The sequence below is a fragment of the Pseudomonas sp. GW821-FHT07B01 genome (genome assembly GCF_059419065.1).
In genome coordinates, this window is sequence record NZ_JBWKRA010000001.1 from 421,095 (window position 1) to 446,177 (window position 25,083).

At 60.8% G+C, this 25,083-nt stretch carries 20 protein-coding genes and 1 pseudogene; 13 read left to right on the forward strand and 8 right to left on the reverse strand.

Annotated features, from left to right (window positions below):
- Positions 1 to 94: 94 nt before the first annotated feature.
- Positions 95 to 1,519, reverse strand: a complete 1,425-nt coding sequence (locus tag AC07S6_RS01930) for an aminotransferase-like domain-containing protein (protein WP_054897194.1) — start codon at positions 1,517 to 1,519, stop codon at positions 95 to 97.
- Positions 1,520 to 1,628: 109 nt separating this feature from the next.
- Here AC07S6_RS01930 and AC07S6_RS01935 point away from each other — a divergent pair, with 109 nt between their 5' ends.
- Genes AC07S6_RS01935 through AC07S6_RS01955 form a run of 5 tightly spaced genes read left to right on the forward strand, consistent with a single transcriptional unit; the run spans position 1,629 to position 7,151 of the window.
- On the forward strand, positions 1,629 to 2,573 hold the full coding sequence (locus AC07S6_RS01935; protein ID WP_019820549.1) for a DMT family transporter: 945 nt from the start codon (positions 1,629 to 1,631) through the stop codon (positions 2,571 to 2,573).
- A 23-nt stretch (positions 2,574 to 2,596) separates the two neighbouring features.
- Entirely contained in the window at positions 2,597 to 4,459 is a 1,863-nt protein-coding gene (gene moeB, locus AC07S6_RS01940) for a molybdopterin-synthase adenylyltransferase MoeB (RefSeq protein ID WP_495111570.1), read from the forward strand.
- Between the two features lie 16 nt (positions 4,460 to 4,475).
- Positions 4,476 to 5,390, forward strand: a complete 915-nt coding sequence (locus AC07S6_RS01945; RefSeq protein WP_127881138.1) for a PLP-dependent cysteine synthase family protein — start codon at positions 4,476 to 4,478, stop codon at positions 5,388 to 5,390.
- 37 nt (positions 5,391 to 5,427) lie between these two features.
- Complete coding sequence (locus tag AC07S6_RS01950) at positions 5,428 to 6,420, forward strand: serine O-acetyltransferase (RefSeq protein ID WP_072447402.1); 993 nt, start codon at positions 5,428 to 5,430, stop codon at positions 6,418 to 6,420.
- Between the two features lie 2 nt (positions 6,421 to 6,422).
- The gene (locus AC07S6_RS01955) at positions 6,423 to 7,151 is read left to right on the forward strand and encodes an alanyl-tRNA editing protein (protein ID WP_495111571.1); all 729 of its coding nucleotides are present in this window, start codon (positions 6,423 to 6,425) and stop codon (positions 7,149 to 7,151) included.
- Between the two features lie 130 nt (positions 7,152 to 7,281).
- On the opposite strand, the gene prpD is transcribed toward AC07S6_RS01955, so the two are convergent.
- The 6 genes from prpD to AC07S6_RS01985 all read right to left on the reverse strand — a co-directional run bounded on the left by prpD (position 7,282) and on the right by AC07S6_RS01985 (position 15,678).
- Complete coding sequence (gene prpD / locus AC07S6_RS01960) at positions 7,282 to 8,766, reverse strand: 2-methylcitrate dehydratase (RefSeq protein WP_495111572.1); 1,485 nt, start codon at positions 8,764 to 8,766, stop codon at positions 7,282 to 7,284.
- A gap of 158 nt (positions 8,767 to 8,924) precedes the next feature.
- Complete coding sequence (prpF, locus tag AC07S6_RS01965; protein ID WP_495111573.1) at positions 8,925 to 10,115, reverse strand: 2-methylaconitate cis-trans isomerase PrpF; 1,191 nt, start codon at positions 10,113 to 10,115, stop codon at positions 8,925 to 8,927.
- An 11-nt stretch (positions 10,116 to 10,126) separates the two neighbouring features.
- Positions 10,127 to 12,721 carry a Fe/S-dependent 2-methylisocitrate dehydratase AcnD gene (gene acnD / locus AC07S6_RS01970; RefSeq protein WP_019820558.1) on the reverse strand — a complete coding sequence of 865 codons (2,595 nt, stop codon included), beginning with the start codon at positions 12,719 to 12,721 and terminating at the stop codon, positions 10,127 to 10,129.
- 183 nt (positions 12,722 to 12,904) lie between these two features.
- Entirely contained in the window at positions 12,905 to 14,032 is a 1,128-nt protein-coding gene (gene prpC, locus AC07S6_RS01975) for a bifunctional 2-methylcitrate synthase/citrate synthase (RefSeq protein ID WP_014719499.1), read from the reverse strand.
- Between the two features lie 42 nt (positions 14,033 to 14,074).
- Positions 14,075 to 14,968, reverse strand: coding sequence for a methylisocitrate lyase (gene prpB, locus AC07S6_RS01980; RefSeq protein WP_034128348.1), 894 nt, complete (start codon positions 14,966 to 14,968; stop codon positions 14,075 to 14,077).
- On the reverse strand, positions 14,965 to 15,678 hold the full coding sequence (locus AC07S6_RS01985) for a GntR family transcriptional regulator (protein WP_014719500.1): 714 nt from the start codon (positions 15,676 to 15,678) through the stop codon (positions 14,965 to 14,967). The genes prpB and AC07S6_RS01985 overlap by 4 nt, the downstream gene beginning before the upstream one ends.
- Before the next feature lie 270 nt (positions 15,679 to 15,948).
- Between AC07S6_RS01985 and rloA the strand changes: the two genes are divergently transcribed.
- From rloA to AC07S6_RS02015, 6 genes and pseudogenes are all read left to right on the forward strand, one after another.
- Positions 15,949 to 16,473 (forward strand): retropepsin-like aspartic peptidase RloA, encoded by a 525-nt coding sequence (rloA, locus tag AC07S6_RS01990; RefSeq protein WP_014719501.1) that lies wholly within the window; start codon positions 15,949 to 15,951, stop codon positions 16,471 to 16,473.
- A gap of 18 nt (positions 16,474 to 16,491) precedes the next feature.
- Positions 16,492 to 18,024 carry an osmotic stress tolerance membrane protein RloB gene (gene rloB / locus AC07S6_RS01995; RefSeq protein WP_003193324.1) on the forward strand — a complete coding sequence of 511 codons (1,533 nt, stop codon included), beginning with the start codon at positions 16,492 to 16,494 and terminating at the stop codon, positions 18,022 to 18,024.
- Positions 18,024 to 19,010 (forward strand): alpha-L-glutamate ligase-like protein, encoded by a 987-nt coding sequence (locus AC07S6_RS02000; RefSeq protein WP_198862204.1) that lies wholly within the window; start codon positions 18,024 to 18,026, stop codon positions 19,008 to 19,010. The genes rloB and AC07S6_RS02000 overlap by 1 nt, the downstream gene beginning before the upstream one ends.
- Positions 19,011 to 19,196: 186 nt before the next feature.
- Complete coding sequence (gene pabB / locus AC07S6_RS02005) at positions 19,197 to 20,540, forward strand: aminodeoxychorismate synthase component I (protein ID WP_495111574.1); 1,344 nt, start codon at positions 19,197 to 19,199, stop codon at positions 20,538 to 20,540.
- A gap of 226 nt (positions 20,541 to 20,766) precedes the next feature.
- Positions 20,767 to 21,069, forward strand: a pseudogene (locus AC07S6_RS02010) (type II toxin-antitoxin system HigB family toxin).
- Positions 21,069 to 21,425, forward strand: coding sequence for a helix-turn-helix domain-containing protein (locus tag AC07S6_RS02015; protein WP_014719504.1), 357 nt, complete (start codon positions 21,069 to 21,071; stop codon positions 21,423 to 21,425). The pseudogene AC07S6_RS02010 and the gene AC07S6_RS02015 overlap by 1 nt, the downstream one beginning before the upstream one ends.
- Before the next feature lie 127 nt (positions 21,426 to 21,552).
- On the opposite strand, the gene thrH is transcribed toward AC07S6_RS02015, so the two are convergent.
- Entirely contained in the window at positions 21,553 to 22,170 is a 618-nt protein-coding gene (thrH, locus tag AC07S6_RS02020) for a bifunctional phosphoserine phosphatase/homoserine phosphotransferase ThrH (RefSeq protein WP_014719505.1), read from the reverse strand.
- 151 nt (positions 22,171 to 22,321) lie between these two features.
- On the opposite strand from thrH, the gene AC07S6_RS02025 reads away from it, so the two are divergent.
- Together AC07S6_RS02025 and AC07S6_RS02030 are read left to right on the forward strand one after the other, a co-directional pair.
- Complete coding sequence (locus AC07S6_RS02025; RefSeq protein WP_014719506.1) at positions 22,322 to 23,056, forward strand: phosphoadenylyl-sulfate reductase; 735 nt, start codon at positions 22,322 to 22,324, stop codon at positions 23,054 to 23,056.
- A 489-nt stretch (positions 23,057 to 23,545) separates the two neighbouring features.
- A complete protein-coding gene (locus tag AC07S6_RS02030; protein ID WP_019820568.1) occupies positions 23,546 to 25,075 on the forward strand; it encodes an NCS1 family nucleobase:cation symporter-1 in 1,530 nt (509 codons plus the stop codon).
- Positions 25,076 to 25,083: the final 8 nt, after the last annotated feature.

Sequence of the window (25,083 nt, forward strand, 5' to 3'; positions counted from 1 at the left end):
CGCCGCCTGGGACGCTCCGCGTCCCGCAATAGCGATGCGGAGCGTCGCAAGATGCATTCCCACGCAGAGCGTGGGAACGAGCAATAACGCGGTCTCACAGATGAAACCGCCCGCCCCCCTGCCCCAGCGCCGTCGCCAGCGCGTCAAACCCCTCGCGCAATAACTGATCATCGCCCGACGTGTTGCAGATACTCGCCCGAATAAACTGCGGCACCGCCGTCTGCCCCACGGCAAACGCCTCGGCGGTGGCGATCAGGTAATTGTTCTGCTTGAGCTCTGCCTCGATTTCCGAGGCCCGCCAGGGTTCCGGTACTTCGATCCAGAAGTGCGGGCTGTTGAGGTGGGTGCGATAGGCCAGGCCGGTCAATAAATCTTCGACCAGCGTCTTGCGACGGCTGATCTCGTTGATCTGCTGACGCAACAAATATTCCGCCGTGCCGTTTTCAATCCACTGGGTCGCCAGCTCCAGAGTCACAGGTGTGGCCATCCAGCAGGTCGAACGTAGCGCCGCCGAGATGCGGCTGACCAGCGCCGGCGGCGCATGCACGTAGCCCACCCGCAAACCGGCCGATACCGCCTTGCTCAGGCTGCTGATCAAGATCGTACGCTCAGGCGCGAAATAGCTGAGGGGCGGCGGACGGTCCTCCACCAGCACACCGTGGGCTTCGTCCTCCAGAATCAGCAGGTTATGTTCGCGACACACCCTGGCCAACGCTTCGCGGCGCGCCACCGACAACACAGCGGTGGTCGGATTCTGGATAGTCGGCGTGCAGTACAACGCCGAAATACGGTGATTGCGACAGACCTCATCCAGCGCCGTGGGCAGCACACCTTCCTCGTCCATCTCCAGGCCGATCAGCCGCACCCCCAACATGCGTGCGGCGGTAATCAGCCCTGGGTAAGTCAGTTGCTCGGTCACCACTGTATCGCCAGCACGCAGCAACGCCATCATGGCGCACAGCAAGCCGTGCTGGCCGCCGTTGACGCAGATGACCTGCTCGGGAATCGGATGAAACTCGCGCTGCACCAGCCATTGCGCGCCCGCTTCACGGTAACGCGGCAGGCCGGCGTCGGGGGTGTAGGCGCTGATGTCCTGGAGGAACTTGGCGTTGGTCGACAGGGTTTGGAAGCTCTGGGCGAGAAACACCGTCTCTTGCCCGGGAATGTGCATATTGCGGCTCATGTCGAAGTACTGGCGCGGCTCCTCGCTGAAATTACGAAAGCCCTCATCACGCTGGCGCTCCATCCCACGCTTGCGCACGAAGGTGCCGTCACCTACCCGCGCAACCACCAGGCCCAGGCGTTCCAGTTCACCGTAAGCCCGGCTGATGGTGCCGATGGTCACGCCTAAATTGTCGGAAAGCACCCTATGGGGCGGCAGTTTTCGTCCCGGTTCAATCAAGCCTTCGAGGATGCCCCGTTCCATCACATCGGACAGGCGCTTGTACTTCACGCCCTGCCCGTTGGACAAGCCCTCACGCATAATTGACACCATGTCAATATTTGTTTTGACAGCCATCTTTCGCCCTAATAGTGTGCTTTTACGGGTTCAATCGCCGATAAACATAACTCATTACAAGTTCAATATAGAGTTCAATTCCGGCTCAGGGAAGCGATAAACGATGCCAATGTCCGCCGTTCTCGAAAACACTGCAAAAACAAAAACGCAAAAACAGTGGCTCGCCGGGCTGGTGACCAGCGTGATGTTCCTGATCGTGTGCCTGAGTTGGGGCACCACGTGGCTGGGCATCAAGATCGCCGTCGAGAGCGTGCCGCCGCTGACATCCGCCGGCCTGCGCTTTCTCATCGCGTTTCCGCTGTTCCTGTGTTTTGCCATGGTGCGCCGTGAGCCGATCCTGTTTCCCCGGGAAAGCCGCTGGTTCTTCGTGTTTGTGACCCTGTCTTACTTCAGCGTTCCCTACTATTTGCTCAACTACGGCGAAATGCATGTGTCGTCGGGCCTCACCGCCCTGCTGTTCAGTTGCATGCCGGTATTCATCCTGATCTTCTCGGCGCTGTTCCTGCGCGAGCGCATCTATTTTTCCCAGGTGGTCGGCATCGGCATCGGTTTCGGCAGCCTTTACATGATCATCAAGAGCCAGGGCCTGCACCTGGACCACGCCGAGTTCTTCGGGGTACTGGCCATTCTGAGCGCCGCGATCATGCACGCCTTGTGCTATGTCATTACCAAGCAAAAAGGCAGCGCCATCAGCGTCATCACCTACAACACCCTGCCCATCGGCATTGCCGGGCTGATGCTGTTCCTGGCCGGCCTGTGGTTTGAAACACCGACGTTCGACGCCATTACCCTGCGCTCCTGGAGCGCGCTGTTCTACCTGGGGCTGGTGGCCTCGGTGGGCGGGTTCATTGTGTATTTCATGCTGCTCAAGCGCCTGAGCCCGATCATCCTGTCGTTCGTCTTCATCATCTTCCCGGTGTTCGCGGTCATCATCGGAGCCTGGTACGAAGGCGTGGAAATTTCCCGCGACCTGATGCTGTACTCGGCGATCCTGCTGGCCGGCTTTGCGATCACCAAATTGCCGATCGAAAAACTCATGGCCAAGAAAAAGTGACCCTCAACCAACGCGAGAGAAACATGGACGTCCTCCGCCCTACCGCCCTGGAACAGATCTACGCCCACGCCAGCCGCAGCTACCCCGAGGAGTGCTGTGGTTTCGTCTTCGCCGACGGCAGCGTGTACCTGGGCAGCAATATCCAGAATGAGCTGCACCGCAAGAACCCCGAGATGTACCCACGCAGCGCGGCCAATGGCTACACCTTTTCGGTGGCCGACACCCTGCTGATGAACAAGGCGTTTCGCAGTGACAACCCGGTGGTAGTGATTTACCACTCACACCCGGATGTGGGCGCCTATTTCAGTGACGAAGACCAGGACAAGGCGCTGTTCCTGGGCGAGCCGATCTTCCCCGTCAGCTATTTGGTGGTGGATGTCCGCCAGGGCCAGGCCCTGGGCTCCAACCTGTTTGCCTGGGATGGCAAGCATTTCTCCCTTCAACCTTTCAACGACCTGCACACGGAGTTGTCCATGAACGCTGTCTCTTTCCCCGACATTCTGGTTCGCGTGGCCAAGCTGCCGGAATCGACCCTTGAGGGCGCCGGATCGACATTGCGCGAAGTCATTGAAAATCTCTGCACCCATCACCCCCAATTGCGTCAGCACCTGTTCCATGAAAAGAACAACCAGCTCAAGGAACACTTCCTGTTTACCGCCGAGGAGGCGCTGATCGAAGCCGATGAAGCCCTGCCGCCGAAATCCCGGATCGAAGTGTTGCTCGCCACCTCAGGCGGCATGGACATCGACACCCTGAGCAACGAAGAAGTGCAGCGCTATGTGCGCCACATCACCCTGCCGGGCGTCGGCCGCGAAGGCCAATTGAACCTGAAGAAAGCCAAGGTGCTGGTCATCGGTACCGGCGGCCTGGGCTCGCCCATCAGCCTGTACCTGGCGGCGGCCGGCATCGGCACCCTGGGGCTGGTGGACTTTGATGTGGTGGAAAGCAGCAACCTGCAACGCCAGATTGTGCATGGCAACAGCACCCTGGGCATGCCCAAGGTCGAGTCCGCCAAGCAGCGCCTGCTGGACCTCAATCCGCATATCCAGATCAACGCGTACAACACCGCGCTCAACAGCGACAACGCCCTGGCACTGGTGGGCGCCTATGACCTGGTGATCGACGGCACCGACAATTTCGACACCCGCTACCTGGTCAACGACGCCTGTGTGCAGCTGGGTAAACCCCTGGTGTACGGCGCCATCTACCGTTTCGACGGGCAGATCAGCGTGCTCAACTATAAAGGTGGGCCGTGCTATCGCTGCCTGTTCCCCAAGGCACCACCCGCAGAGCTGGCGCCCAATTGCAGCGCGGGCGGTGTGATCGGCGTGTTGCCGGGCGTGGTCGGTATGATCCAGGCCACCGAGGCGATCAAATTACTGATCGGCATTGGCGAACCCTTGTCCGGCCGCTTGATGCGCTTCGACGCGCTGGCGATGAAGTTCAGCGAAATCCGCTTCAAGCGCCGCGCTGATTGCCCCTGCTGCTCGGACCTGCGCCATAGCGAAACCGTCGCGCCGGCCACCTGCGCCGATGCCGTACCGAGCCTGCCCTCCCTGGCCGCGGAACGCTATATCAAGCCCCAGGTGCTCAAGCAAGTGCTTGAACACCCCAGCAGCGCCGATGTATTGCTCGACGTGCGTGACGCCAGCGAACTGGAAGTGTGCAAATTACCGGGCGTGGTGCATATCCCGTTGGCAGAACTGGATGGGCAACTCGCCAGCCTGAGCCGCGACAACACCCACTACCTGATCTGCTACGCAGGCGCCCGTGCCGAGCAAGCCGCCAGCACCCTGTTGGCGGCCGGCTTTGCCAACACCAAAGTCCTCCAGGGTGGCATGAAACATTGGGTTCGCGACGTCGAACCTGACATGCCGTTGTACTGAAAGTGGGGACGTGCTGATGCTGCATAACTCCATTCTCGACGTGATCGGCCAGACGCCGATCGTGCGTCTGGCCCAGTTTTCCGAAGACCTCGGCATCGAGGTCTACGCCAAGCTGGAGTCCCTCAACCCCGGCGGCAGCCACAAGGCGCGCATCGCCCTGGGCATGATCCTGGATGCCGAGCGCCGCGGCGTGCTGATCCGTGATTCCGGGCAGACCATCATCGAACCCAGTGGCGGCAACACCGGTATTGGCCTGGTGATGGCCGGCAATGTGCTGGGTTACAAAGTAGTGCTGGTGATCCCTGACAACTACAGCCCGGAAAAACAGAAACTGCTGCGTCTGTATGGCGCCAGGGTAGTGCTGTCCGACAGTCGCCTGGGCAATAACTCCCACGGCGAAAAGTGCATGGAGCTGCAGTTGGAGAACCCCAACTATGTGATGCTCAACCAGCAACGCAATGGCGCCAACCCCCAAACCCACCGCGACACCACCGCCCCGGAAATCCTTCGCGCCTTCGGTGAACAGCGCGTGGACTACTTCGTCAGCGGCATTGGCACCGGGGGACACATCACCGGTATCGGCGAAACCCTCAAGGCCGCCTGGCCGGCGCTGCGGGTGATGGGTGTAGAACCGGAAGAGTGCGACCTGCTCAAAGACCAACACGCAGCGCACGGGATCCAGGGCCTGTCGATCGGCCTGATCCCCAGCATCCTCAACCTGGACGTGATCGACGGCATGCTCAAGGTGTCGCACGCCGATTGCCTGGACATGATCAAACGCATCATGCGCACCGATGCCATCAGCCTGGGGCTGTCTTCGGCCGCCAACATGGTCGCCATCGCCCAACTCGCCCCCGAACTGCCGCCTGAAACGGTGGTGTTGACCATGGTCTACGACAATGCCGACAGCTACCTGCCCAGTTTCGAGTAACCGGGTTTTTAACCATCCAACATACGGGGGTGTCTCCATGGGGGGCTTTATCGACATGCAACAGCTGCACGATGAGTTGCTCACCCACCTCATCACCACCCTCACGCCCAGACAGATGAAGCAGCTGGAGCCGCACCTGGCACCGTTGATTCAGAACGCCGCCCAGGCGGTGGCCGAGGACCTGATTGCCTATGCCTATCGCGACCCCGCGTCCCGTGGGCGCGGTGAATTGATCCTGGAATCCTACGCCTCGTTCAAGGCCGTGCTGTTCTACCGCCTTGCGCACCTGGTGTGGCATTTCCAGGCCGCTGACCACGGCGATTTTTCGCGCATGGCCCTCAAACTGAGTAACCAGGGCAAGATTCTCTCCGGCGCCGAGATTCACCCGGCAGCGCGCATCGGCCGGCGCTTTGTGCTGGACCATGGCTACGGCACGGTCATCGGCGAGACCTGCGTGATCGGCAACGACTGCTACATCCTCTGCGGCGTGACCCTGGGTGCGCGCGGTATTGCCAACAACCCGGACGGCAAACGCCACCCGCGCCTGGGCAACAACGTCGAAGTCGGCGCCGGCGCCCGGGTGCTGGGCTATGTTTCGATCGGCGATAACGTGTTTATCAGCCCCTCCTGCGTGATTACCCAGGACGTGCCGGCAGGCACCAAGGTCAAGGTGGTCAACCAGATCCAACTGCAGAAAAACGATGAATCGGACCACAGCAACTACCTCGGCGCCTTTGCCCTGGATGAGCGCTTGCACGTGGTGGGCGAAGTGAGTGCCGGCCACAAGGTCACCGTGCTGGACGCCGACTTTCATCCGCTGCAAGGGCTGATGCTCGAACCCACGGTAAAAGAGCGGCACCACCTGCAGTTTCGCCTGCGTCGCCTCGACAACGACGAGCAACTGCCACGCCTGCCGCTGAACCTGAAGGTGTGCGGGCCGGAATTTGAAATCACCCTGCTCTCTCCCCCTGGCTTGAGCGCACTGGTGCGCCACCTCTTGCAAGCCACCCCATTGATCGTCGGAGGTTGAACATGTCCGTGCATACCATGGAAACCCTGGCGCTGTTTGACAGCGCGCCCTACCAGAACGCCTTCAGCGCCCGGGTGATTGCCATCAGCGAACAAGGTATCGCCCTGGAGCACACCCTGTTCTACCCCACCGGCGGCGGGCAACCGGGCGATACCGGCCACTTCACCCTGGCCGATGGCACACGGGTCGAGGTGACAGGCACCGTGCGCGACCCGGTGTTGCGCTCGATCATCTGGCATCAGGTAGACCATTGCCCCGAACAGTTGGCCGCTGGCGTCCAGGTCGACGCCGGGCTGGATTGGGAGCGGCGCTACCAGCACATGAAGATGCACACTTGCCTGCACTTGCTGTGCTCCCTCATCGACGCGCCCGTGACCGGTTGCAGCATCAGTGCGGATAAAGGCCGACTGGATTTCGACCTGCCGGAGATGACCCTGGACAAAGACGGCCTCACCCGTGACCTCAACGCCCTGATCGAGCAGGCCCACGCGGTGAAAACGCTGTCGATGCCTGCCACCGAGTACGCGACCCTGCTGCAGATCACCCGCACTCAGGCGGTTGCGCCGCCGGTGGTCTCCGGTTCGGTACGGGTGATTGAAATCCCCGGCATCGATATCCAGCCCTGCGGCGGTACCCATGTGCTCAATACCGAGGAAATCGGTCGGGTGTTCTGCGAGAAGATCGAGAAGAAGAGCAAGCACAACCGCCGGGTGATACTGCGGTTTGAATAGATTCTGAAGCAGAGCTTCAGTCAACTGTGGGAGCTGGCTTGCCTGCGATAGCTGACATCCAGTCAATTCATGTGGGGCTGACACACCGCTATCGCAGGCAAGCCAGCTCCCACAGCGACCGTGCTGTTTTTCAGATCGTGAACAGGTCCATGAAACGGTTCACAGGTGTCGCCTCAAGCCGCGCCTGGTCCTTGCACAGGGCGACAATCTCAGCGCTGCGTTGCGCGGTGAACCGCGTGGCCAGGTTGGCCTTGAACTTGTCTTCCAGCAGTGGAATGCCGTCCACCCGACGGCAGCGATGGCCAATCGGGTACTCCACCACCACCTGCTCGGTGCAGGTGCCATCCGTGAAAAACACCTGCACCGCGTTGGCAATCGAGCGCTTGTCGGCCTCCAGGTATTCGCGGCTGTAGCGCGGGTCTTCGATGACGACCATCTTGTCGCGCAGCTCATCGATGATCGGGTGGGCCGCGTGGAAATCATCTTCATACTGCTCGGCCACCAGATTGCCGAACGCCAAGGGCACGGCGGTCATGTATTGCAGGCAGTGGTCGCGATCGGCGGCATTCGCCAATGGGCCGACCTTGGAAATAATGCGAATCGCCGACTCATGGGTAGTGATCACGATACGGTCGATTTCATGCAAACGATGCTTGACCTGCGGATGCAGGGCGACTGCCGCTTCACAGGCGGTTTGCGCGTGAAACTCGGCCGGAAAGCTGATCTTGAACAGCACGTTTTCCATCACATAGGTGCCGTAGGCTTGGGGCAGGCTGAAAGCTCGCTTGTCCTCGGGCTTGAGCGCCAGGTCCTTGTTGGTGTGGCTGAACAGCACGTCATAGAAGCCCCACTGCGGCGCACTCAACACGCCGGGGATGCCCATTTCGCCACGCAGGGCGATGTCTGCCAGGCGCACGCCGCGGCTCGACGCATCGCCCGCCGCCCAGGATTTGCGCGAGCCGGCATTCGGTGCATGACGATAGGTGCGTAGCGCCTGGCCATCGACAAAGGCGTGGGACAACGCCGATAGCAACTGCTCGCGGTTGGCACCCATCAGCTTGGCGGTGACCGCCGTGGTAGCGACTTTCACCAGCAACACATGGTCGAGGCCTACCCGGTTGAAGGAGTTTTCCAAGGCAATCACACCTTGGATTTCGTGGGCCATGATCATCGCTTCCAGCACTGCACGCACGGTCAACGGCGCGTCGCCATTGGCCAGGCGCTTCTGCGACAGGTGATCGGCCACGGCGAGGATGCCGCCCAGGTTGTCCGAAGGGTGGCCCCATTCGGCGGCAAGCCAGGTGTCGTTGTAGTCGAGCCAGCGCACGATGCAACCGATATCCCAGGCGGCCTTGACCGGGTCCAGGCGAAACGAAGTGCCCGGCACCCGTGCACCGAACGGCACCACGGTGCCCTCTACCATCGGCCCCAGGTGCTTGGTGCACTCGGGGAAGCGCAGGGCCAGCAGGCCACAGCCGAGGGTGTCCATCAGGCAGTTGCGGGCGGTATCCAGGGCGTCCTGGGAGTCGATGCGGTAGTTGAGGACGTAGTCGGCGATGTCCTGCAACACCGGGTCGTAATCGGGGCGGTTGTTCTGGTCGACGTTGGCGCTCATGGCGGTTCTCCTAAAAGTTGGGGTTGTTCCTCAAGGTCAAGGTTGATGTTGATCGTTCCCACGTTCCGCGTGGGAATGCATCCCGTGACGCTCTGCGTCACAGCAGGACGCAGAGCGTCCCAGGCGGCGTTCCCACGCGGAGCGTGGGAACGATCAAGCTAGAAAGCGTCGCCGGGGATGCGCACATAGCCTTCCATTAACACCCGTGCGCTGCGGCTCATGATGGCTTTTTTCACCACCCATTCACCGTTCACCTGGCTGGCCTCGGCCCCCACACGCAAGGTGCCGGACGGGTGCCCGAAGCGCACGGCATTGCGCTCTACGCCGCCCGCCGCCAGGTTGACCAAGGTGCCGGAAATCGCCGCGGCGGTGCCAATCGCCACCGCCGCGGTGCCCATCATCGCGTGGTGCAGTTTGCCCATCGACAAGGCGCGCACCAGCAGGTCCACATCGCCGGCCTGGATCGCCTTGCCGCTGGAGGCCACGTAATCGGCAGGTTTGGCCACGAATGCCACCTTGGGCGTGTGCTGGCGCTGGGCGGCTTCGTCCAGGTGTTTGATCAGGCCCATGCGCAACGCGCCATACGCCCGCACGGTCTCGAACATCGCCAGGGCCTTGGGGTCGCTGTTGATCGCGCCTTGCAGCTCGGTACCGGTGTAGCCGAGGTCTTGGGCGTTGATGAAAATCGTCGGGATACCGGCGTTGATCAACGTGGCCTTGAAGGTACCGACGCCGGGTACCTCCAGGTCGTCGACGAGGTTGCCAGTGGGGAACATCGAGCCACCACCGCCCTCTTCTTCCGCCGCGGGGTCCATGAATTCCAACTGCACTTCGGCAGCCGGGAAGGTCACGCCGTCCAGTTCAAAGTCACCGGTTTCCTGCACCGCGCCGTCAGTGATTGGCACGTGGGCGATGATGGTCTTGCCGATATTGGCCTGCCACACCCGCACCACGGCCACGCCGTTATGGGGTACGCGGGCCGCATCGACCAGGCCAGCACTGATGGCGAACGAACCCACCGCCGCCGACAGGTTGCCGCAGTTGCCGCTCCAATCGACAAATGGCTTGTCGATGGAGACCTGGCCGAACAGGTAATCCACGTCGTGATCGGCGCGGGTGCTTTTGGCCAGGATCACGGTCTTGCTGGTGCTCGAGGTGGCACCCCCCATGCCGTCGATCTGCTTGTCATAGGGGTCGGGGCTGCCAATCACCCGCAGCAACAAGGCGTCGCGTGCAGGGCCCGGCACCTGCGCCGCGGCGGGCAGGTCCTGGAGGCTGAAGAACACGCCCTTGCTGGTGCCGCCACGCATGTAGGTGGCGGGGATCTTGATTTGCGCTACGTGTGCCATGGTTATCCTCTTCAGGCGGTCGCCTTTGATTCCAGGAAGTCCTGGGCGAAACGTTGCAACACGCCACCGGCCTCGTAGATCGACACTTCTTCGGCGGTGTCCAGGCGGCAGGTCACTGGCACCTCGACACGTTCGCCATTCTTGCGGTTGATCACCAAGGTCAGTTGCGCACGCGGGGTGCGCTCGCCGACCACGTCATAGGTTTCACTGCCGTCGATTTGCAGGGTGTGGCGGTCGGTGCCCGGCAGGAACTCCAGGGGCAACACGCCCATGCCCACCAGGTTGGTGCGGTGGATACGCTCGAAGCCTTCGGCGGCAATCGCTTCCACACCGGCCAGGCGTACGCCCTTGGCCGCCCAGTCGCGGGACGAACCTTGGCCATAGTCGGCGCCGGCGATGATGATCAGCGGTTGCTTGCGCTCCATGTAAGTCTCGATGGCTTCCCACATCCGCGTGACCTTGCCTTCCGGCTCGATACGCGCAAGAGAGCCCTGCTTGACCTTGCCGTTTTCCTGCACCATTTCGTTGAACAGTTTCGGGTTGGCGAAGGTGGCGCGCTGCGCCGTCAAATGGTCACCCCTGTGTGTCGCGTAGGAGTTGAAGTCGACCTCGGGCAAGCCCATTTTCGCCAGGTATTCACCGGCGGCGCTGTCCAGCATGATCGCGTTGGACGGCGACAAGTGGTCGGTGGTGATGTTGTCCGGCAGCACCGCCAGCGGGCGCATGCCCTTGAGCGGTCGTGCACCGGCCAGCGCGCCTTCCCAGTACGGCGGGCGGCGGATATAGGTGCTTTGTGGGCGCCAGTCGTACAGCGGCGTGACCTTGGGCCCGGTGTCTTCGTGAATGGCGAACATCGGGATATACACCGCACGGAATTGCTCGGGTTTTACCGAAGCCTTGACCACCGCGTCGATCTCTTCATCGCTCGGCCAGATGTCTTGCAGGCGGATTTCCTTGCCGTCGGCATCCAGGCCGAGCACGTCCTTCTCGATGTCGAAACGGATGGTACCGGCAATCGCATAGGCCACCACCAGCGGCGGCGACGCCAGGAAGGCTTGCTTGGCGTAAGGGTGAATGCGCCCGTCAAAGTTGCGGTTACCCGACAACACCGCGGTGGCGTACAGGTCGCGGTCGATGATCTCTTGCTGGATCACCGGGTCGAGCGCGCCCGACATGCCGTTGCAGGTGGTGCAGGCAAAGGCCACCACGCCAAAACCGAGTTTTTCCAGCTCATGGCCCAGGCCGGCTTCTTCCAGGTACATGGCCACGGTTTTCGAGCCCGGCGCCAAAGACGACTTGACCCACGGCTTGCGGGTCAGCCCCAGCTTGTTGGCGTTGCGTGCCAACAGGCCGGCGGCAATCACGTTGCGCGGGTTGCTGGTGTTGGTGCAACTGGTGATGGCAGCGATGATCACCGCGCCGTCGGGCATTTGCCCCGGCACGTCATCCCATTGGCCGGCAATGCCTTTTGACGCCAGGTCGCGGGTGGCCAGGCGGGCATGGGGGTTGCTCGGGCCGGCCATGTTGCGCACGACGCTGGAGAGGTCGAAGCTCAGACTGCGCTCGTACTGCGCGCCTTTCAGGTCGTCCGCCCACAGGCCGGTGTGACGTGCGTATTGCTCGACCAAGGCGACTTGTTCGTCTTCGCGGCCGGTGAGTTTGAGGTAAGCGATGGTTTGCGCGTCGATGTAGAACATCGCGGCGGTGGCGCCGTACTCCGGGGCCATGTTGGAGATGGTGGCACGGTCACCCAAAGTGAGTGCCGACGCCCCTTCGCCGAAGAACTCCAGCCAGGCGCCGACCACCTTCTGCTGGCGCAGGAATTCGGTGAGCGCCAGCACCATATCGGTGGCGGTGATGCCCGGTTGCAGCTTGCCGGTCAATTCCACGCCCACGCTTTCCGGCAGGCGCATCCACGACGCACGGCCGAGCATCACGCTTTCGGCTTCCAGGCCGCCAACGCCGATGGCGATCACACCCAGGGCGTCTACGTGGGGGGTATGGCTGTCGGTGCCGACACAGGTATCCGGGAAGGCCACGCCGTCACGCACTTGAATCACCGGGGACATTTTCTCCAGATTGATCTGGTGCATGATGCCGTTGCCCGGCGGGATCACATCGACGTTCTTGAAGGCCTTTTTGGTCCACTCGATGAAGTGGAAACGGTCTTCGTTGCGACGGTCTTCAATGGCGCGGTTTTTTTCGAAGGCTTGCGGATCAAAACCACCGGCCTCGACGGCCAGGGAATGGTCGACGATCAGTTGGGTAGGCACCACCGGGTTGACCTGCGCCGGGTCGCCGCCTTGCTGGGCGATGGCATCGCGCAGGCCGGCAAGGTCGACCAGAGCGGTCTGGCCGAGGATGTCATGGCACACCACGCGGGCGGGGAACCACGGGAAGTCGAGGTCGCGCTTGCGCTCGATCAGTTGACTCAGGGACGCGTCGAGGGTGGCCGGGTCGCAACGGCGCACCAGGTTCTCGGCGAGCACACGCGAGGTGTAGGGCAACGTGGCGTAGGCGCCGGGGGTGATTGCCTCGACAGCCGCACGGGCGTCGAAGAAATCCAGGCGGCTGCCGGGGAGCGGTTTGCGAAATTCAGTGTTCATCGTCAGGACTCGGTCACGGTAAGTTCGAAAGGTGAACTGTCGACACTGGCTTTGTTTCCTGTGGGAGCTGGCTTGCCTGCGATGGCATCACTGTGGTGTGACAGGTACACCGAGGTGATGCAATCGCAGGCAAGCCAGCTCCCACAAAAAAGCATATGAGCCAGCGGGCACAGCCCATCCCATTCAGCGACGTTCGATTGGCACGAACTTGCGCTGCTCAACGCCGGTGTACTCGGCGCTTGGACGGATGATGCGGTTGTTGGCGCGCTGCTCGAACACATGCGCAGCCCAGCCGGTCAGGCGCGAGCATACGAAGATCGGCGTGAACAACTTGGTCGGGATGCCCATGAAGTGGTACGCCGAGGCATGGTAGAAATCGGCGTTGGGAAACAGCTTCTTCTGTTCCCACATGGTCTTGTCGATGGCTTCGGAGACCGGGAACAACACGGTGTCGCCCACTTCGTCAGCGAGTTTTTTCGACCAGCCCTTGATCACTTCATTGCGCGGATCGCTGTCTTTATAGATCGCGTGGCCAAAGCCCATGATCTTGTCTTTGCGCGCCAACATGCCAAGGGTGCCTTCAACCGCTTCCTGGGCCGAGGAGAAACGCTCGATCATTTCCATCGCCGCTTCGTTGGCACCGCCATGCAGCGGGCCGCGCAGGGAGCCGATAGCAGCGGTGACGCAGGAATACAGGTCGGACAATGTCGATGCACACACCCGTGCGGTGAAGGTCGAAGCGTTGAATTCGTGTTCGGCGTAGAGGATCAGTGACACGTTCATCACTTTGACGTGCAGCTCGCTCGGCTTCTTGCCATGCAGCAGGTGCAGGAAGTGGCCACCGATGCTCGGCTCGTCGGTCACACAGTCGATGCGCTGGCCGTCGTGGCTGAAGCGATACCAGTAGCACATGATCGCCGGGAACGCGGCGAGCAGGCGGTCGGTGACATCGCGCTGCACGCTGAAATCTTTCTCCGGCTCGATATTGCCCAGGAACGAGCACCCGGTGCGCATCACGTCCATCGGGTGGGCGTCGGCGGGGATGCGTTCGAGCACTTCTTTCAGGGCCTGGGGCAGGTCACGCAGTTTGCTCAGCTTGTTGCTGTAGGCGGCCAGTTCTGCCTGGGTTGGCAACTCACCGTACAGCAGCAGGTAGGCGACTTCTTCAAACTGGGCGTCGGCGGCCAGTTCGCGTACGTCGTAGCCACGGTAGGTCAGGCCGGCGCCGGCCTGGCCCACGGTGGACAGTGCAGTCTGCCCGGCGACCTGGCCACGCAGACCAGCACCACTCAATACTTTTGCTTCAGCCATGTTCGTTCTCCAATTTTGTAGTTGTTCAGGGAACCACAGGGTTTATTTTTTCGCGGCGAACAGCGCGTCGAGCTTCTGCTCGAAGGTGTGGTAGTCGATGCGATCGTAAAGCTCCATGCGCGTTTGCATGGTGTCGATCACGTTCTGCTGGGTACCGTCGCGACGAATCGCGGTGTAGACATTCTCGGCGGCCTTGTTCATGGCACGGAAGGCCGAGAGCGGGTACAGCACAATGGAAACATCCGCAGATTTCAACTGTTCGGTGGTGTACAGCGGTGTCGCACCGAACTCGGTGATGTTCGCCAGGATCGGCGCCTTCACGCGGGAGGCGAACAGCTTGTACATCTCCAGTTCAGTGATGGCTTCCGGGAACACCATGTCGGCACCGGCCTCGATGCACGCGGCGGCACGCTCCAGCGCGGACTCCAGGCCCTCGACTGCCAGGGCATCGGTGCGCGCCATGATCACGAAGCTGTCATCGGTGCGCGCATCCACGGCGGCCTTGATGCGGTCGACCATTTCCTGCTGGGACACGATTTCTTTGTTGGGGCGATGACCGCAGCGCTTGGCGCCCACCTGGTCTTCGATATGGATGGCGGCGGCACCGAACTTGATCATCGACTTGACGGTACGCGCCACATTGAACGCCGAGGAGCCGAAACCGGTGTCCACGTCCACCAGCAGCGGCAGGTCGCACACGTCGGTAATGCGGCGCACGTCGGTGAGCACGTCATCCAGGCCGGTGATACCCAGGTCCGGCACGCCGAGGGAGCCGGCGGCTACACCGCCACCTGACAGATAAATCGCCTTGAAGCCGGCGCGCTTGGCCAACAGCGCATGGTTGGCGTTGATGGCGCCCACCACTTGCAAGGGCTGTTCACTGGCGACGGCGTCACGGAAACGCTGGCCGGGAGTGCTGTTGTTTTTGGAACTCATGACTCACCTCGTGATGAAGGCGCACCGTCCGGGAAGTGACGGGCAATGTTGCGTTTGGAGGCGCCGATATGCCGGCGCATCAACAGTTCGGCCAGTTCACCGTCGCGATCGGCAATCGCGTCGAGAATGCGGTGATGCTCGGCAAAGGCCTGGCGTGGACGATTGGGGGTGGCGGAGAACTGGATGCGGTACATGCGCACCAGTTGATACAGCTCGCCGCAGAGCATTTGGGTGAGGGTGCGGTTACCGGCACCTTGAATGATGCGGTAGTGAAAATCGAAGTCGCCTTCCTGCTGGTAATAGCCGACACCGGCCTGGAACGCCGCATCCCGTTCGTGGGTGTGCAACACCTGGCGCAGTTCCTCGATCTCTGCGTCAGTCATGCGCTCGGCGGCCAAGCGACAGGCCATGCCCTCCAGGGACTCGCGAATCTCATACAGTTCGACCAGCTCGGCGTGACTCAAAGACACCACGCGTGCGCCGACATGAGGCACCCGCACCAGCAGGCGCTGGCCTTCCAGGCGATGGATCGCTTCGCGCAGCGGGCCGCGACTGATGCCGTAGGTGCGCGCCAGCTCCGGCTCGGAAATCTTGCTGCCGGGGGCGATTTCGCCTTTGACGATGGCGGCCTGGATACGCCGGAAGACGTTCTCTGACATGGTCTGGGAATCGTCTGGTGCCACCGATGGTTTTTCCAGTTGCTCCAGCATATTGTCGACACCTTTAAAATCAATGCCGCAAAAACTAGCCAATAAGCCTCTCACAGTCAAAGAATAAATACACATTGTCGACAATCGTCTAATAACCCCCTCATTCGCTGGCCAAGGCATGGCCGCCTGCCAGCGCTGGCGCCAAAAAAGCATCATGTTAGAATGCCCGCCGCTTTTGCCTGACATCAAATGATGAAAGGGCGCACCCGAGATTGCGCAGCAATGCCAGTCCCCATGAAATGAACAGTGCACTGCCCTGCCTCAGGATTTATGAGACTCAAGCCTTACCTACTAGTGATGTGCCTGCTGTGCATACCGAGCCTTGGCGCTGGCGCCGAGAAGACCGTGTACGGCCTGAATGAATACGCCAAGCTTGCGGGTATCGACCTGGAAGTGGCGGCCAAACTCGACACCGGCGCCAAGACCGCCTCGTTGAGTGCCCGCGATATCAAGCGCTTCAAGCGCAATGGCGAATCCTGGGTACGCTTCTACCTGGCCATCGACACCGCCCATTCCCACCCCATCGAACTGCCCCTGGCGCGTGTCAGCAAAATCAAGCGCCGCGCCGGCGACTACGACCCCGATGAGGACAAGAACTACACCGCCCGCCCAGTGATTGCGCTGGATATCTGCATGGGCAGTGCTTTACGCAGCATCGAAGTGAACTTGACTGACCGCAGCGCATTCCAATACCCGCTGCTGATTGGCTCCGAAGCCTTGAAACGCTTTGATGCGCTGGTCGACCCCAGTCTTAAATATGCAGCAGGCAAACCCGCCTGCGCCGCCGACGCTTAATACCGCCGAGTAAACCGAATGCGCTCTCTGACCCTGCACCTGAAAATCCTGATCACCTTGCTGGTGGTGCTGGGCATTTCGGTCACCGCCTATCAGATCTTCGTGCTGGGAATTCCCGTCACCGAAGATGCCACCGACGACTTGTGGAACATCGACGCCAAGGTCGAGTTCGTCGCCAACCCGAAAGACCCGGTCAAGATCCAGATGTTCGTGCCGCCCTTGAGCCGCGACTTCGTCAGCCTCAATGAGAGCTTTATCTCGAACAACTACGGGGTGAGCGTCAACCGCATCGACGGCAACCGCAAGGTCACCTGGTCGGCGCGTCGGGCCAAGGGCAACCAGACCCTCTATTACCGCCTGGTGCTGACCAAGCGCTACAGCGGCGAAAAGGTCAAGATCAAAGGCCCGACCTTCCGCGACAGCATCGCCGTGGAAGGCCCCGAGAAGATCGCCGCCGAAGCCTTGCTGGCCCCGATCCGCCAGCACTCGGCCGACGTCGAGACCTTTATCAGTGAAGCCATCAAGCGCACCAACAACCTCAACGACGACAATGTGAAGTTGCTGCTGGCCGGCGACCCCTCGACGCCGCACAAAGCCAAGATCGTCGAACTGCTGCTGTCCATCGCCCACGTGCCGGTAGAGAAAGTCCACACCATCCGCCTGGTGGCCGACCAGCCGCAAACCCCGGAACTGTGGCTGCGCAGTTTCAACGGCAACGACTGGCTGTACTTCAACCCGGAGACTGGTGAACAGGGCCTGCCCGCCGACCGCCTGCTGTGGTGGACCGGCGATGAAAACCTGATCACCGTCGATGGCGGCAAGAAAGCCATGGTGACCTTCAGCCTGAACAACAGCGAGATGAACGCCATCCGCCTGGCCAAGCTGACGGACGAAAACACCGACGCCAACTTCCTCGAATACTCGCTGTACGGCCTGCCGCTGCAAACCCAGCAGACCTTCATGATCATGGTGATGATCCCGATAGGCGTGCTGGTGATCTTGATCCTGCGCAACCTCATCGGCCTGCAGACCCTGGGCACCTTCACCCCCGTACTGATCGCCCTGGCATTCCGCGAGACCCAGTTGGGCTTCGGGATTGTGCTGTTCACGATCATCACGGCACTGGGCCTGTCGCTCCGGTCGTACCTTGAACACCTTAAACTGCAGATGCTGCCGAGGCTGTCGGTGGTGCTGACCTTTGTGGTGGTGCTGATTGCCGCCATCAGCCTGTTCAGCCACAAGCTCGGGCTGGAACGCGGCTTGTCGGTGGCGCTGTTCCCGATGGTGATCCTGACCATGACCATCGAACGCCTCTCGATCACCTGGGAGGAGCGTGGCGCCAACCATGCGCTGAAAGTGGCGATTGGCACGCTGTTCGCTGCGTCCCTGGCGCACCTGATCATGAGCGTGCCGGAGTTGGTCTACTTCGTGTTCACCTTCCCGGCGATCCTGTTGATCCTGGTGGGCTTCATGCTGGCCATGGGTCGCTACCGCGGCTATCGCCTCACCGAGCTGGTGCGTTTCAAGGCGTTCCTGAAGGCTGACTCTTGATGTTCGGCTTCTGGAAGACCTGGAAGGCCCTGGAAGCGCGGGGGATCATGGGCATTAACCGGCGTAATGCCGACTACGTGCTCAAGTACAACAAGCGCAGCCTGTACCCCATCGTTGATGACAAGATCATCACCAAGGAACGGGCCCTGGCGGCCGGCATCCACGTGCCGGAAATGTACGGGGTAATCTCCACCGAAAAGGAGATCGACAAGCTCGACGAGATCATCGGCGGGCGCAGCGACTTCGTGATCAAGCCCGCCCAGGGCGCCGGTGGCGACGGCATCCTGGTGGTGGCCGACCGGTTTGAAGGGCGCTATCGCACGGTGTCCGGCAAAATCATCAGCCATGAGGAGATCGAGCACCAGATTTCCAGCATCCTCACCGGCCTGTATTCCCTCGGTGGCCACCGCGACCGCGCGTTGATCGAGTACCGCGTGGTGCCCGACCAGATCTTCAAGAGCATCAGCTATGAAGGCGTGCCGGACATCCGCATCATCGTGCTGATGGGCTACCCGGTGATGGCGATGCTGCGCTTGCCCACCCGCCAGTCCGGCGGCAAGGCCAACCTGCACCAGGGCGCGATCGGCGTGGGTGTAGACCTGGCCACCGGCCTGACCCTGCGCGGCACCTGGCTGAACAACATCATCACCAAGCACCCCGACACCACCAACGCGGTGGATGGCGTGCAACTGCCCAACTGGGACGGTTTCATGAAACTCGCCGCCGGCTGCTATGAGCTGTGCGGGCTGGGTTATATCGGCGTGGACATGGTGCTGGACCAGGAAAAAGGCCCGCTGATCCTTGAGCTGAACGCACGGCCTGGGCTGAACATCCAGATTGCCAACGATTGCGGCCTGACTTTGCGCACCCATGCGGTGGAGGCACGGCTTGAAGAGTTCAAGGCAGCCGGGGTGACAGAAACCCCCGAGGAACGGGTGAAGTTCGTGCAGGAGATGTTCGGGCATATTCCGCCGGTTGAAGGCTAAGCAGCGCAGCGCAGGCAAGCCCGGGCTCGATAGGTGGGAGCTGGCTTGCCTGCGATAGCTTTCTGACAAGCCAGTTGCCCCTCAGGCTATACCCTCTATCGAGCTATCACCGACATCCCCTCTAGGAGCAAGTCCTACAGAGGACTACAATCCCCTCCCCCCCGCCACTGGCTGATTCACCCTCGCATGTCGACCTGCTCCGTTTACCCCTTACCCTACCGGGCCAACCCCGCCGAGTACTTTGCGGCTATTCGCCATGCGCCTGGCGCGGTGCTGCTCGACAGTGGCCGCCCGACTGCCGAGCGGGGGCGTTATGACCTGCTCAGCGCCTGGCCCGAAGCGACCTTGACGGTTGGGCCGGATGAACGCGGCAGCGATTTCCTGCAACGCTTGCGAGAGAACCTGGCGCAGTTGGGTGAGGCCGCCCTGCCTGCTGGGGTTGAATTGCCCTTTGCCGGCGGTTTGATCGGTTACTTGAGCTATGACTTCGGCCGGCACCTGGAACAGGTTGCACGCCTGGCCGTGGACGACCTGCACCTGCCGGATGCGCGCCTGGGGTTGTATGCCTGGGCGCTGGTCAGCGATCACCAGGCGCGCACCAGCCAGCTGGTGTTTCACCCGGTGCTGGCCGATAGCGAGCGGCAACGTCTGATCGCCCTGTTCAGTCATGCAACGGGCAGCGCGCCCACCGTCTTCAAGCTTCAGGGCCCCATGGCGCCGGACCTCAGCCTGGAGGCATATCAGCAGGCCATCCTGCGTATTCAGGATTACATTCAGGCCGGCGACTGCTACCAAGTCAACTTTGCCCAACGCTTTCGTGCGCCGTGCATCGGCGATCCATGGGCGGCCTACTGCGCCCTGCGCGAGGCCTGCCCGACACCGTTTTCCGGGTTCCAGAGCCTGCCGGATGACGGCGCGGTGCTGAGCCTGTCGCCGGAACGCTTTGTGCGCATCAGCGAGCGCCAGGTGGAAACCCGCCCGATCAAGGGCACCCGCCCTCGCGGTTTAACACCGCAAGAGGACGCTGCCAACGCCGCCGAGTTGCTCGCCAGCCCCAAGGACCGCGCAGAAAACCTGATGATCGTTGACCTGCTGCGCAACGACCTCGGCCGCAGTTGCCGAATCGGCTCAGTGAAAGTGCCGGAGCTGTTCAGCCTGGAAAGCTACCCCAACGTGCACCACCTGGTGAGCAGTGTCACTGGCATATTGGCCGACGACAAAGACGCCCTCGACCTGATCGCCGGCAGCTTCCCTGGCGGCTCCATTACCGGCGCGCCAAAGATTCGCGCCATGCAGATCATCGATGAGCTGGAGCCCACCCGCCGCGGGTTGTATTGCGGCTCGCTGGTGTACCTGGACGTGCGCGGCGAGATGGACAGCTCCATCGCGATTCGCAGCTTGCTGGTCAAGGATGGGCAGGTGTGTTGCTGGGGTGGCGGCGGGATTGTGGCGGATTCAGAGTGGCAGGCGGAGTATCAGGAGTCGCTGACGAAGGTGCGGGTGTTGTTACAAACGTTGGAAAACCTGTAGGGCACAGCCCCTGCCTAGCGTTCGAGTAGAACGCCATGCGATAGAAAAAGCCTGAATCAGAACCGCTGTGGACGGAATAGACGCTTGCAGATAGCGTCCGGATCCACCGTCCACCGCCACCTGTGAAGGATCACATGAAGCGACTACCTCCTCGTCTGGAAATATTTCCGAGATTGCCTAACCACGCAATCGCACCTATGATCTCCCAAAACGGGAGGTTGAAGCGATGCGGATAATCGCTCTCTCTATCCTACGAATATTCTGGGAAAGCCATTGAGCTTATAGCGACGCCAGAACACCGCTGGTCGAGTGGTATCGGCACATGGAAAAGGCCAATTATCCAACACCGCAAGCACTCAAGGCCGAGCTCAGAACAGCGAGCATTCTTAAGGGCGGCAGGGTCGTGTTCAACGTCGGCGGCAACAAGTATCGAGTGATCATGGCCATCGACTACCAGCGACAACTAGGGTTTATACGGTTCGTGGGGACCCACGCTCAGTACGACCAGATCAACGCGGAGACTGCGTGATGAACATCAAACCTATTCACTCCCAGGAAGACCTGACTGCGGCACTCGTACGAGTCGAGCAGATATGGGGAGCACTACCCGGCTCGCCTGAAGGTGATGAGCTGGAAATCCTGGCAATCCTCATCGAGAAGTACGAAGCCGAGCATTACCCCATGCCCCCTTCGGACCCGGTAGAGGCTATCAAGTTTCGCATGGAGCAATTGGGCATGACCGCCCGCGATCTGGAGCCGTTTATCGGCACCAGTGGGCGGGTGTCAGAGGTGCTGAACCACAAGCGCAAGCTGAGCCTGGCGATGATCAAACGCCTGCATGAAGGCTTGCGTATTCCTTATGAGCGCTTGCTGGCCGAGGGTTAGGCGGTGACGGAGCCGACGCCATCGCGGGCAACCCCGGCTCCCTCAGTTGACCGCGTCGTTTGACGTTACAGGGTCGAAGGTGGGAGCTGGCTTGCCTGCGATGGGGCAATCAGCCGCGCCGCATAACTTACAGGCTCAACTGCCGATTCGACGCCTTGATAAACTCTTTTTTCAAGTCTTCAAACGTATGCACCGCCGGGAACTGCGGGAATTCGCGGATCACATTGTCCGGCGCATGGAACAGAATCCCACGGTCAGCTTCACCCAGCATGCTGGTGTCGTTGTAGGAATCACCGGCAGCGATCACGCGGTAGTAGAGGGTCTTGAATGCCAGCACCGATTGGCGCTTGGGGTCTTTCTGGCGCAGTTGGTAGCTGACTACCCGGTCGTTTTCATCGGTGATCAAGCGGTGGCAAAGCAAGGTCGGGAAACCCAGCTGACGCATCAGCGGCTGGGAGAACTCATAGAAGGTGTCGGACAGGATCACCACCTGGAAGCGCTCGCGCAGCCAATTGACGAACTCAATGGCGCCGTCCAGCGGCTTGAGCGTGGCGATAACGGCCTGGATATCGGCCAGCTTGAGCCCATGCTCGTCGAGGATGCGCAGGCGCTGTTGCATCAGCACGTCGTAGTCGGGGATGTCACGGGTGGTGGCGCGCAGGGATTCAATACCGGTTTTTTCGGCGAAGGCGATCCAGATTTCCGGAACCAGCACCCCTTCCAGGTCAAGGCAGGCAATTTCCACACGACACTCCTGTTAGATATTGTTAGTTGAGCGAGCAAAAGGACTGCCGAACTCTAGCGACTCACGCCCGCCGCCGCAACGCGGGACAGTTTTTGATACCATCGCCCTCCTAGAGAGCGCTCAGCGCCACTGACCTGTAGGAACCGTCCTGATGAACCAAGCCTTCGACGTCGTTGAACTCGCCACGACTTATGCCAACAAGTCTGCCCAGGACATTCTCAAGCTGGCGTTCAGCCAGTTCGGCGATGACTTGTGGATTTCCTTCAGCGGTGCCGAGGATGTGGTCCTTGTGGACATGGCCTGGAAGCTGAACAAGAACGTCAAGGTGTTCAGCCTCGACACCGGCCGCCTGCATCCGGAGACCTACCGGTTTATCGAGCAGGTGCGTGAGTTCTACAAGATCGACATCGAGCTGATCTCGCCAGACCCGAGCAAGCTGGAGCCCTTCGTCAAAGAAAAAGGCCTGTTCAGCTTCTATAAGGACGGCCATGGCGAATGCTGCGGCATCCGCAAGATCGAACCGCTGCGCCGCAAACTCGCAGGCGTCAGCGCCTGGGCCACCGGCCAGCGCCGCGACCAGAGCCCCGGCACTCGCAGCCAGGTGGCGGCGCTGGAAATCGACACGGCGTTCTCCACACCGGAACGCACCCTGTACAAGTTCAACCCGCTGGCGCAGATGACCAGCGAAGAGGTCTGGGGCTACATCCGCATGCTGGAGCTGCCGTACAACAGCCTGCATGAGCGCGGCTTCATCAGCATCGGCTGCGAGCCTTGCACCCGGCCGGTACTGCCCCGCCAGCATGAGCGCGAAGGCCGCTGGTGGTGGGAAGAAGCCACGCAGAAGGAATGCGGGCTGCATGCGGGGAATATCATCAGCAAGGCTTGAGCCTCTGATGCCACCGCCTCTGTAGGAGCGAGCTTGCTCGCGAAAAACGTCAACGATAACGCGGGCTTCCTGAATGAACGCGGCGTCTGTGAGTTTTTCGCGAGCAAGCTCGCTCCTACAGAAAGCGAGATTTCCTTTCGGCCGGGTAAATCTTGTACACAACCTTGTAACCATAAGTGCCATTTTTGTGTGCAACTTAATGTACAACGCACCAAAACGTAACATCTCCCTGCGCCAATGGCGCTGCATATAAATAACCCTGCAATTAATGAAAAAATAAATACCTGTTCAAACGGTCAACTTATAGTGCCCGTAATTCAGTAAGTTATTCGCGACCTATATAAAAACGAAATTAGCCAAGATTTTCATATATCGAGAATTGGCACGCATATGGCTTAGGCAGAAGTACGCTTTGTATACAATCAATACAAAACCTACATACACTTTGCCATCCGCCGCTTTGCTGCAGATGCGCTGGAGCCTGCCGGAATGCGTACAAGTCTCTCGAACACCCTCGCACTGGATCTGCCCTCCTCCCCGTTAAACCCTGCGGCCGCCGGCCCCGGCCCGCTGGTACTCAGCCCGCGCCTGCACAACAAGGACCTGGCGCCCACCAAGGTCGAAGGCCGACGCTGGGGGCGCTATAGCATCTTCGCGTTGTGGACCAATGACGTGCACAACATCGCCAACTACTCATTCGCCATCGGCTTATATGCATTAGGCCTGGGCGGGTGGCAAATATTGCTGTCCCTGGGGATCGGCGCGGCGCTGGTGTACTTCTTTATGAATTTGTCGGGCTACATGGGGCAGAAGACCGGTGTGCCGTTTCCGGTTATCAGCCGTATCAGCTTCGGCATTCATGGGGCGCAGATTCCGGCGTTGATTCGGGCGGTAATTGCGATTGCCTGGTTTGGGATCCAGACCTACCTGGCCTCGGTAGTTTTCCGCGTGCTGCTGACCGCCATTCATCCAGGCTTTGCCGATTATGACCACGACTCGATTCTGGGGCTGTCGACCCTGGGTTGGGCGTGCTTTGTGGCGATCTGGCTGGTGCAGTTGGTGATCCTCGCCTATGGCATGGAAATGGTACGTCGCTATGAAGGCTTCGCCGGGCCGGTGATTCTGTTGACCGTGGCCGCACTGGCCGGCTGGATGTACTTCCAGGCGAACGGGCAGATTGCCTGGTCGATCCGCGAGCCCCTGAGTGGCGGCGAGATGTGGCGCAATATCTTTGCCGGCGGCGCGCTGTGGCTGGCCATCTACGGCACCTTGATCCTCAACTTCTGCGACTTCGCCCGTTCCTCACCCTGCCGCAGGACTATCCAGGTCGGCAACTTCTGGGGCCTGCCGGTGAATATCCTGGTGTTCGCCGCCATCACCGTGCTGCTGTGCGGCGGGCAGTTCCAGCTCAATGGCCGCGTGATCGAAAGCCCGACCGAAATCATCGCGGCGATCCCCAACACCTTCTTTCTCGTGCTCGGCTGCCTGGCCTTCCTGATCGTCACCGTGGCGGTGAACATCATGGCCAACTTCGTCGCCCCGGCCTTTGTATTGAGCAACCTGGCGCCCAAGTACCTGAACTTTCGCCGCGCCGGACTGATCAGCGCCTTCGTTGCCGTGCTGATCCTGCCGTGGAACCTCTATAACAGCCCACTGGTGATCGTGTATTTCCTCTCTGGCCTCGGCGCGCTGCTGGGGCCGTTGTACGGGGTGATCATGGTCGATTACTGGCTGATCCGTAAGAGCCAGGTGGATGTGCCGCAGCTGTACAGCGAAGACCCCCAAGGCATTTATTACTACAGCCGGGGGGTGAATATGCGTGCGGTGGCGGCGTTCATTCCGGCGGCGGTGATCGCCATCCTGCTGGCGCTGCTGCCGGGGTTTGCCAGCGTCTCGCCGTTTTCCTGGTTGTTTGGCGCAGGCATTGCCGGGTTGCTGTACCTGCTGATTGCCAAGCGTCAACCGCACTACGCCGATGTCAGCGGCGAAAGCATTGCCGTCGATAACGTCAGTCATTAAACAAGGAC

What these genes read in the sequence shown, in the direction of transcription:
- pabB (WP_495111574.1), top strand. Translation starts at nt 19,197, where the DNA reads ATGTCGACCTGCTCCGTTTACCCCTTACCCTACCGGGCCAACCCCGCC.
- prpF (WP_495111573.1), bottom strand. Translation starts at nt 10,115, where the DNA reads ATGGCACACGTAGCGCAAATCAAGATCCCCGCCACCTACATGCGTGGC.
- rloB (WP_003193324.1), top strand. Translation starts at nt 16,492, where the DNA reads ATGCGCTCTCTGACCCTGCACCTGAAAATCCTGATCACCTTGCTGGTG.
- AC07S6_RS01935 (WP_019820549.1), top strand. Translation starts at nt 1,629, where the DNA reads ATGTCCGCCGTTCTCGAAAACACTGCAAAAACAAAAACGCAAAAACAG.
- prpB (WP_034128348.1), bottom strand. Translation starts at nt 14,968, where the DNA reads ATGAGTTCCAAAAACAACAGCACTCCCGGCCAGCGTTTCCGTGACGCC.
- AC07S6_RS01945 (WP_127881138.1), top strand. Translation starts at nt 4,476, where the DNA reads ATGCTGCATAACTCCATTCTCGACGTGATCGGCCAGACGCCGATCGTG.
- AC07S6_RS01930 (WP_054897194.1), bottom strand. Translation starts at nt 1,519, where the DNA reads ATGGCTGTCAAAACAAATATTGACATGGTGTCAATTATGCGTGAGGGC.
- rloA (WP_014719501.1), top strand. Translation starts at nt 15,949, where the DNA reads ATGAGACTCAAGCCTTACCTACTAGTGATGTGCCTGCTGTGCATACCG.
- AC07S6_RS02015 (WP_014719504.1), top strand. Translation starts at nt 21,069, where the DNA reads ATGAACATCAAACCTATTCACTCCCAGGAAGACCTGACTGCGGCACTC.
- AC07S6_RS01955 (WP_495111571.1), top strand. Translation starts at nt 6,423, where the DNA reads ATGTCCGTGCATACCATGGAAACCCTGGCGCTGTTTGACAGCGCGCCC.
- AC07S6_RS02000 (WP_198862204.1), top strand. Translation starts at nt 18,024, where the DNA reads ATGTTCGGCTTCTGGAAGACCTGGAAGGCCCTGGAAGCGCGGGGGATC.
- AC07S6_RS01985 (WP_014719500.1), bottom strand. Translation starts at nt 15,678, where the DNA reads ATGCTGGAGCAACTGGAAAAACCATCGGTGGCACCAGACGATTCCCAG.
- prpD (WP_495111572.1), bottom strand. Translation starts at nt 8,766, where the DNA reads ATGAGCGCCAACGTCGACCAGAACAACCGCCCCGATTACGACCCGGTG.
- AC07S6_RS01950 (WP_072447402.1), top strand. Translation starts at nt 5,428, where the DNA reads ATGGGGGGCTTTATCGACATGCAACAGCTGCACGATGAGTTGCTCACC.
- prpC (WP_014719499.1), bottom strand. Translation starts at nt 14,032, where the DNA reads ATGGCTGAAGCAAAAGTATTGAGTGGTGCTGGTCTGCGTGGCCAGGTC.
- acnD (WP_019820558.1), bottom strand. Translation starts at nt 12,721, where the DNA reads ATGAACACTGAATTTCGCAAACCGCTCCCCGGCAGCCGCCTGGATTTC.
- AC07S6_RS02025 (WP_014719506.1), top strand. Translation starts at nt 22,322, where the DNA reads ATGAACCAAGCCTTCGACGTCGTTGAACTCGCCACGACTTATGCCAAC.
- moeB (WP_495111570.1), top strand. Translation starts at nt 2,597, where the DNA reads ATGGACGTCCTCCGCCCTACCGCCCTGGAACAGATCTACGCCCACGCC.
- AC07S6_RS02030 (WP_019820568.1), top strand. Translation starts at nt 23,546, where the DNA reads ATGCGTACAAGTCTCTCGAACACCCTCGCACTGGATCTGCCCTCCTCC.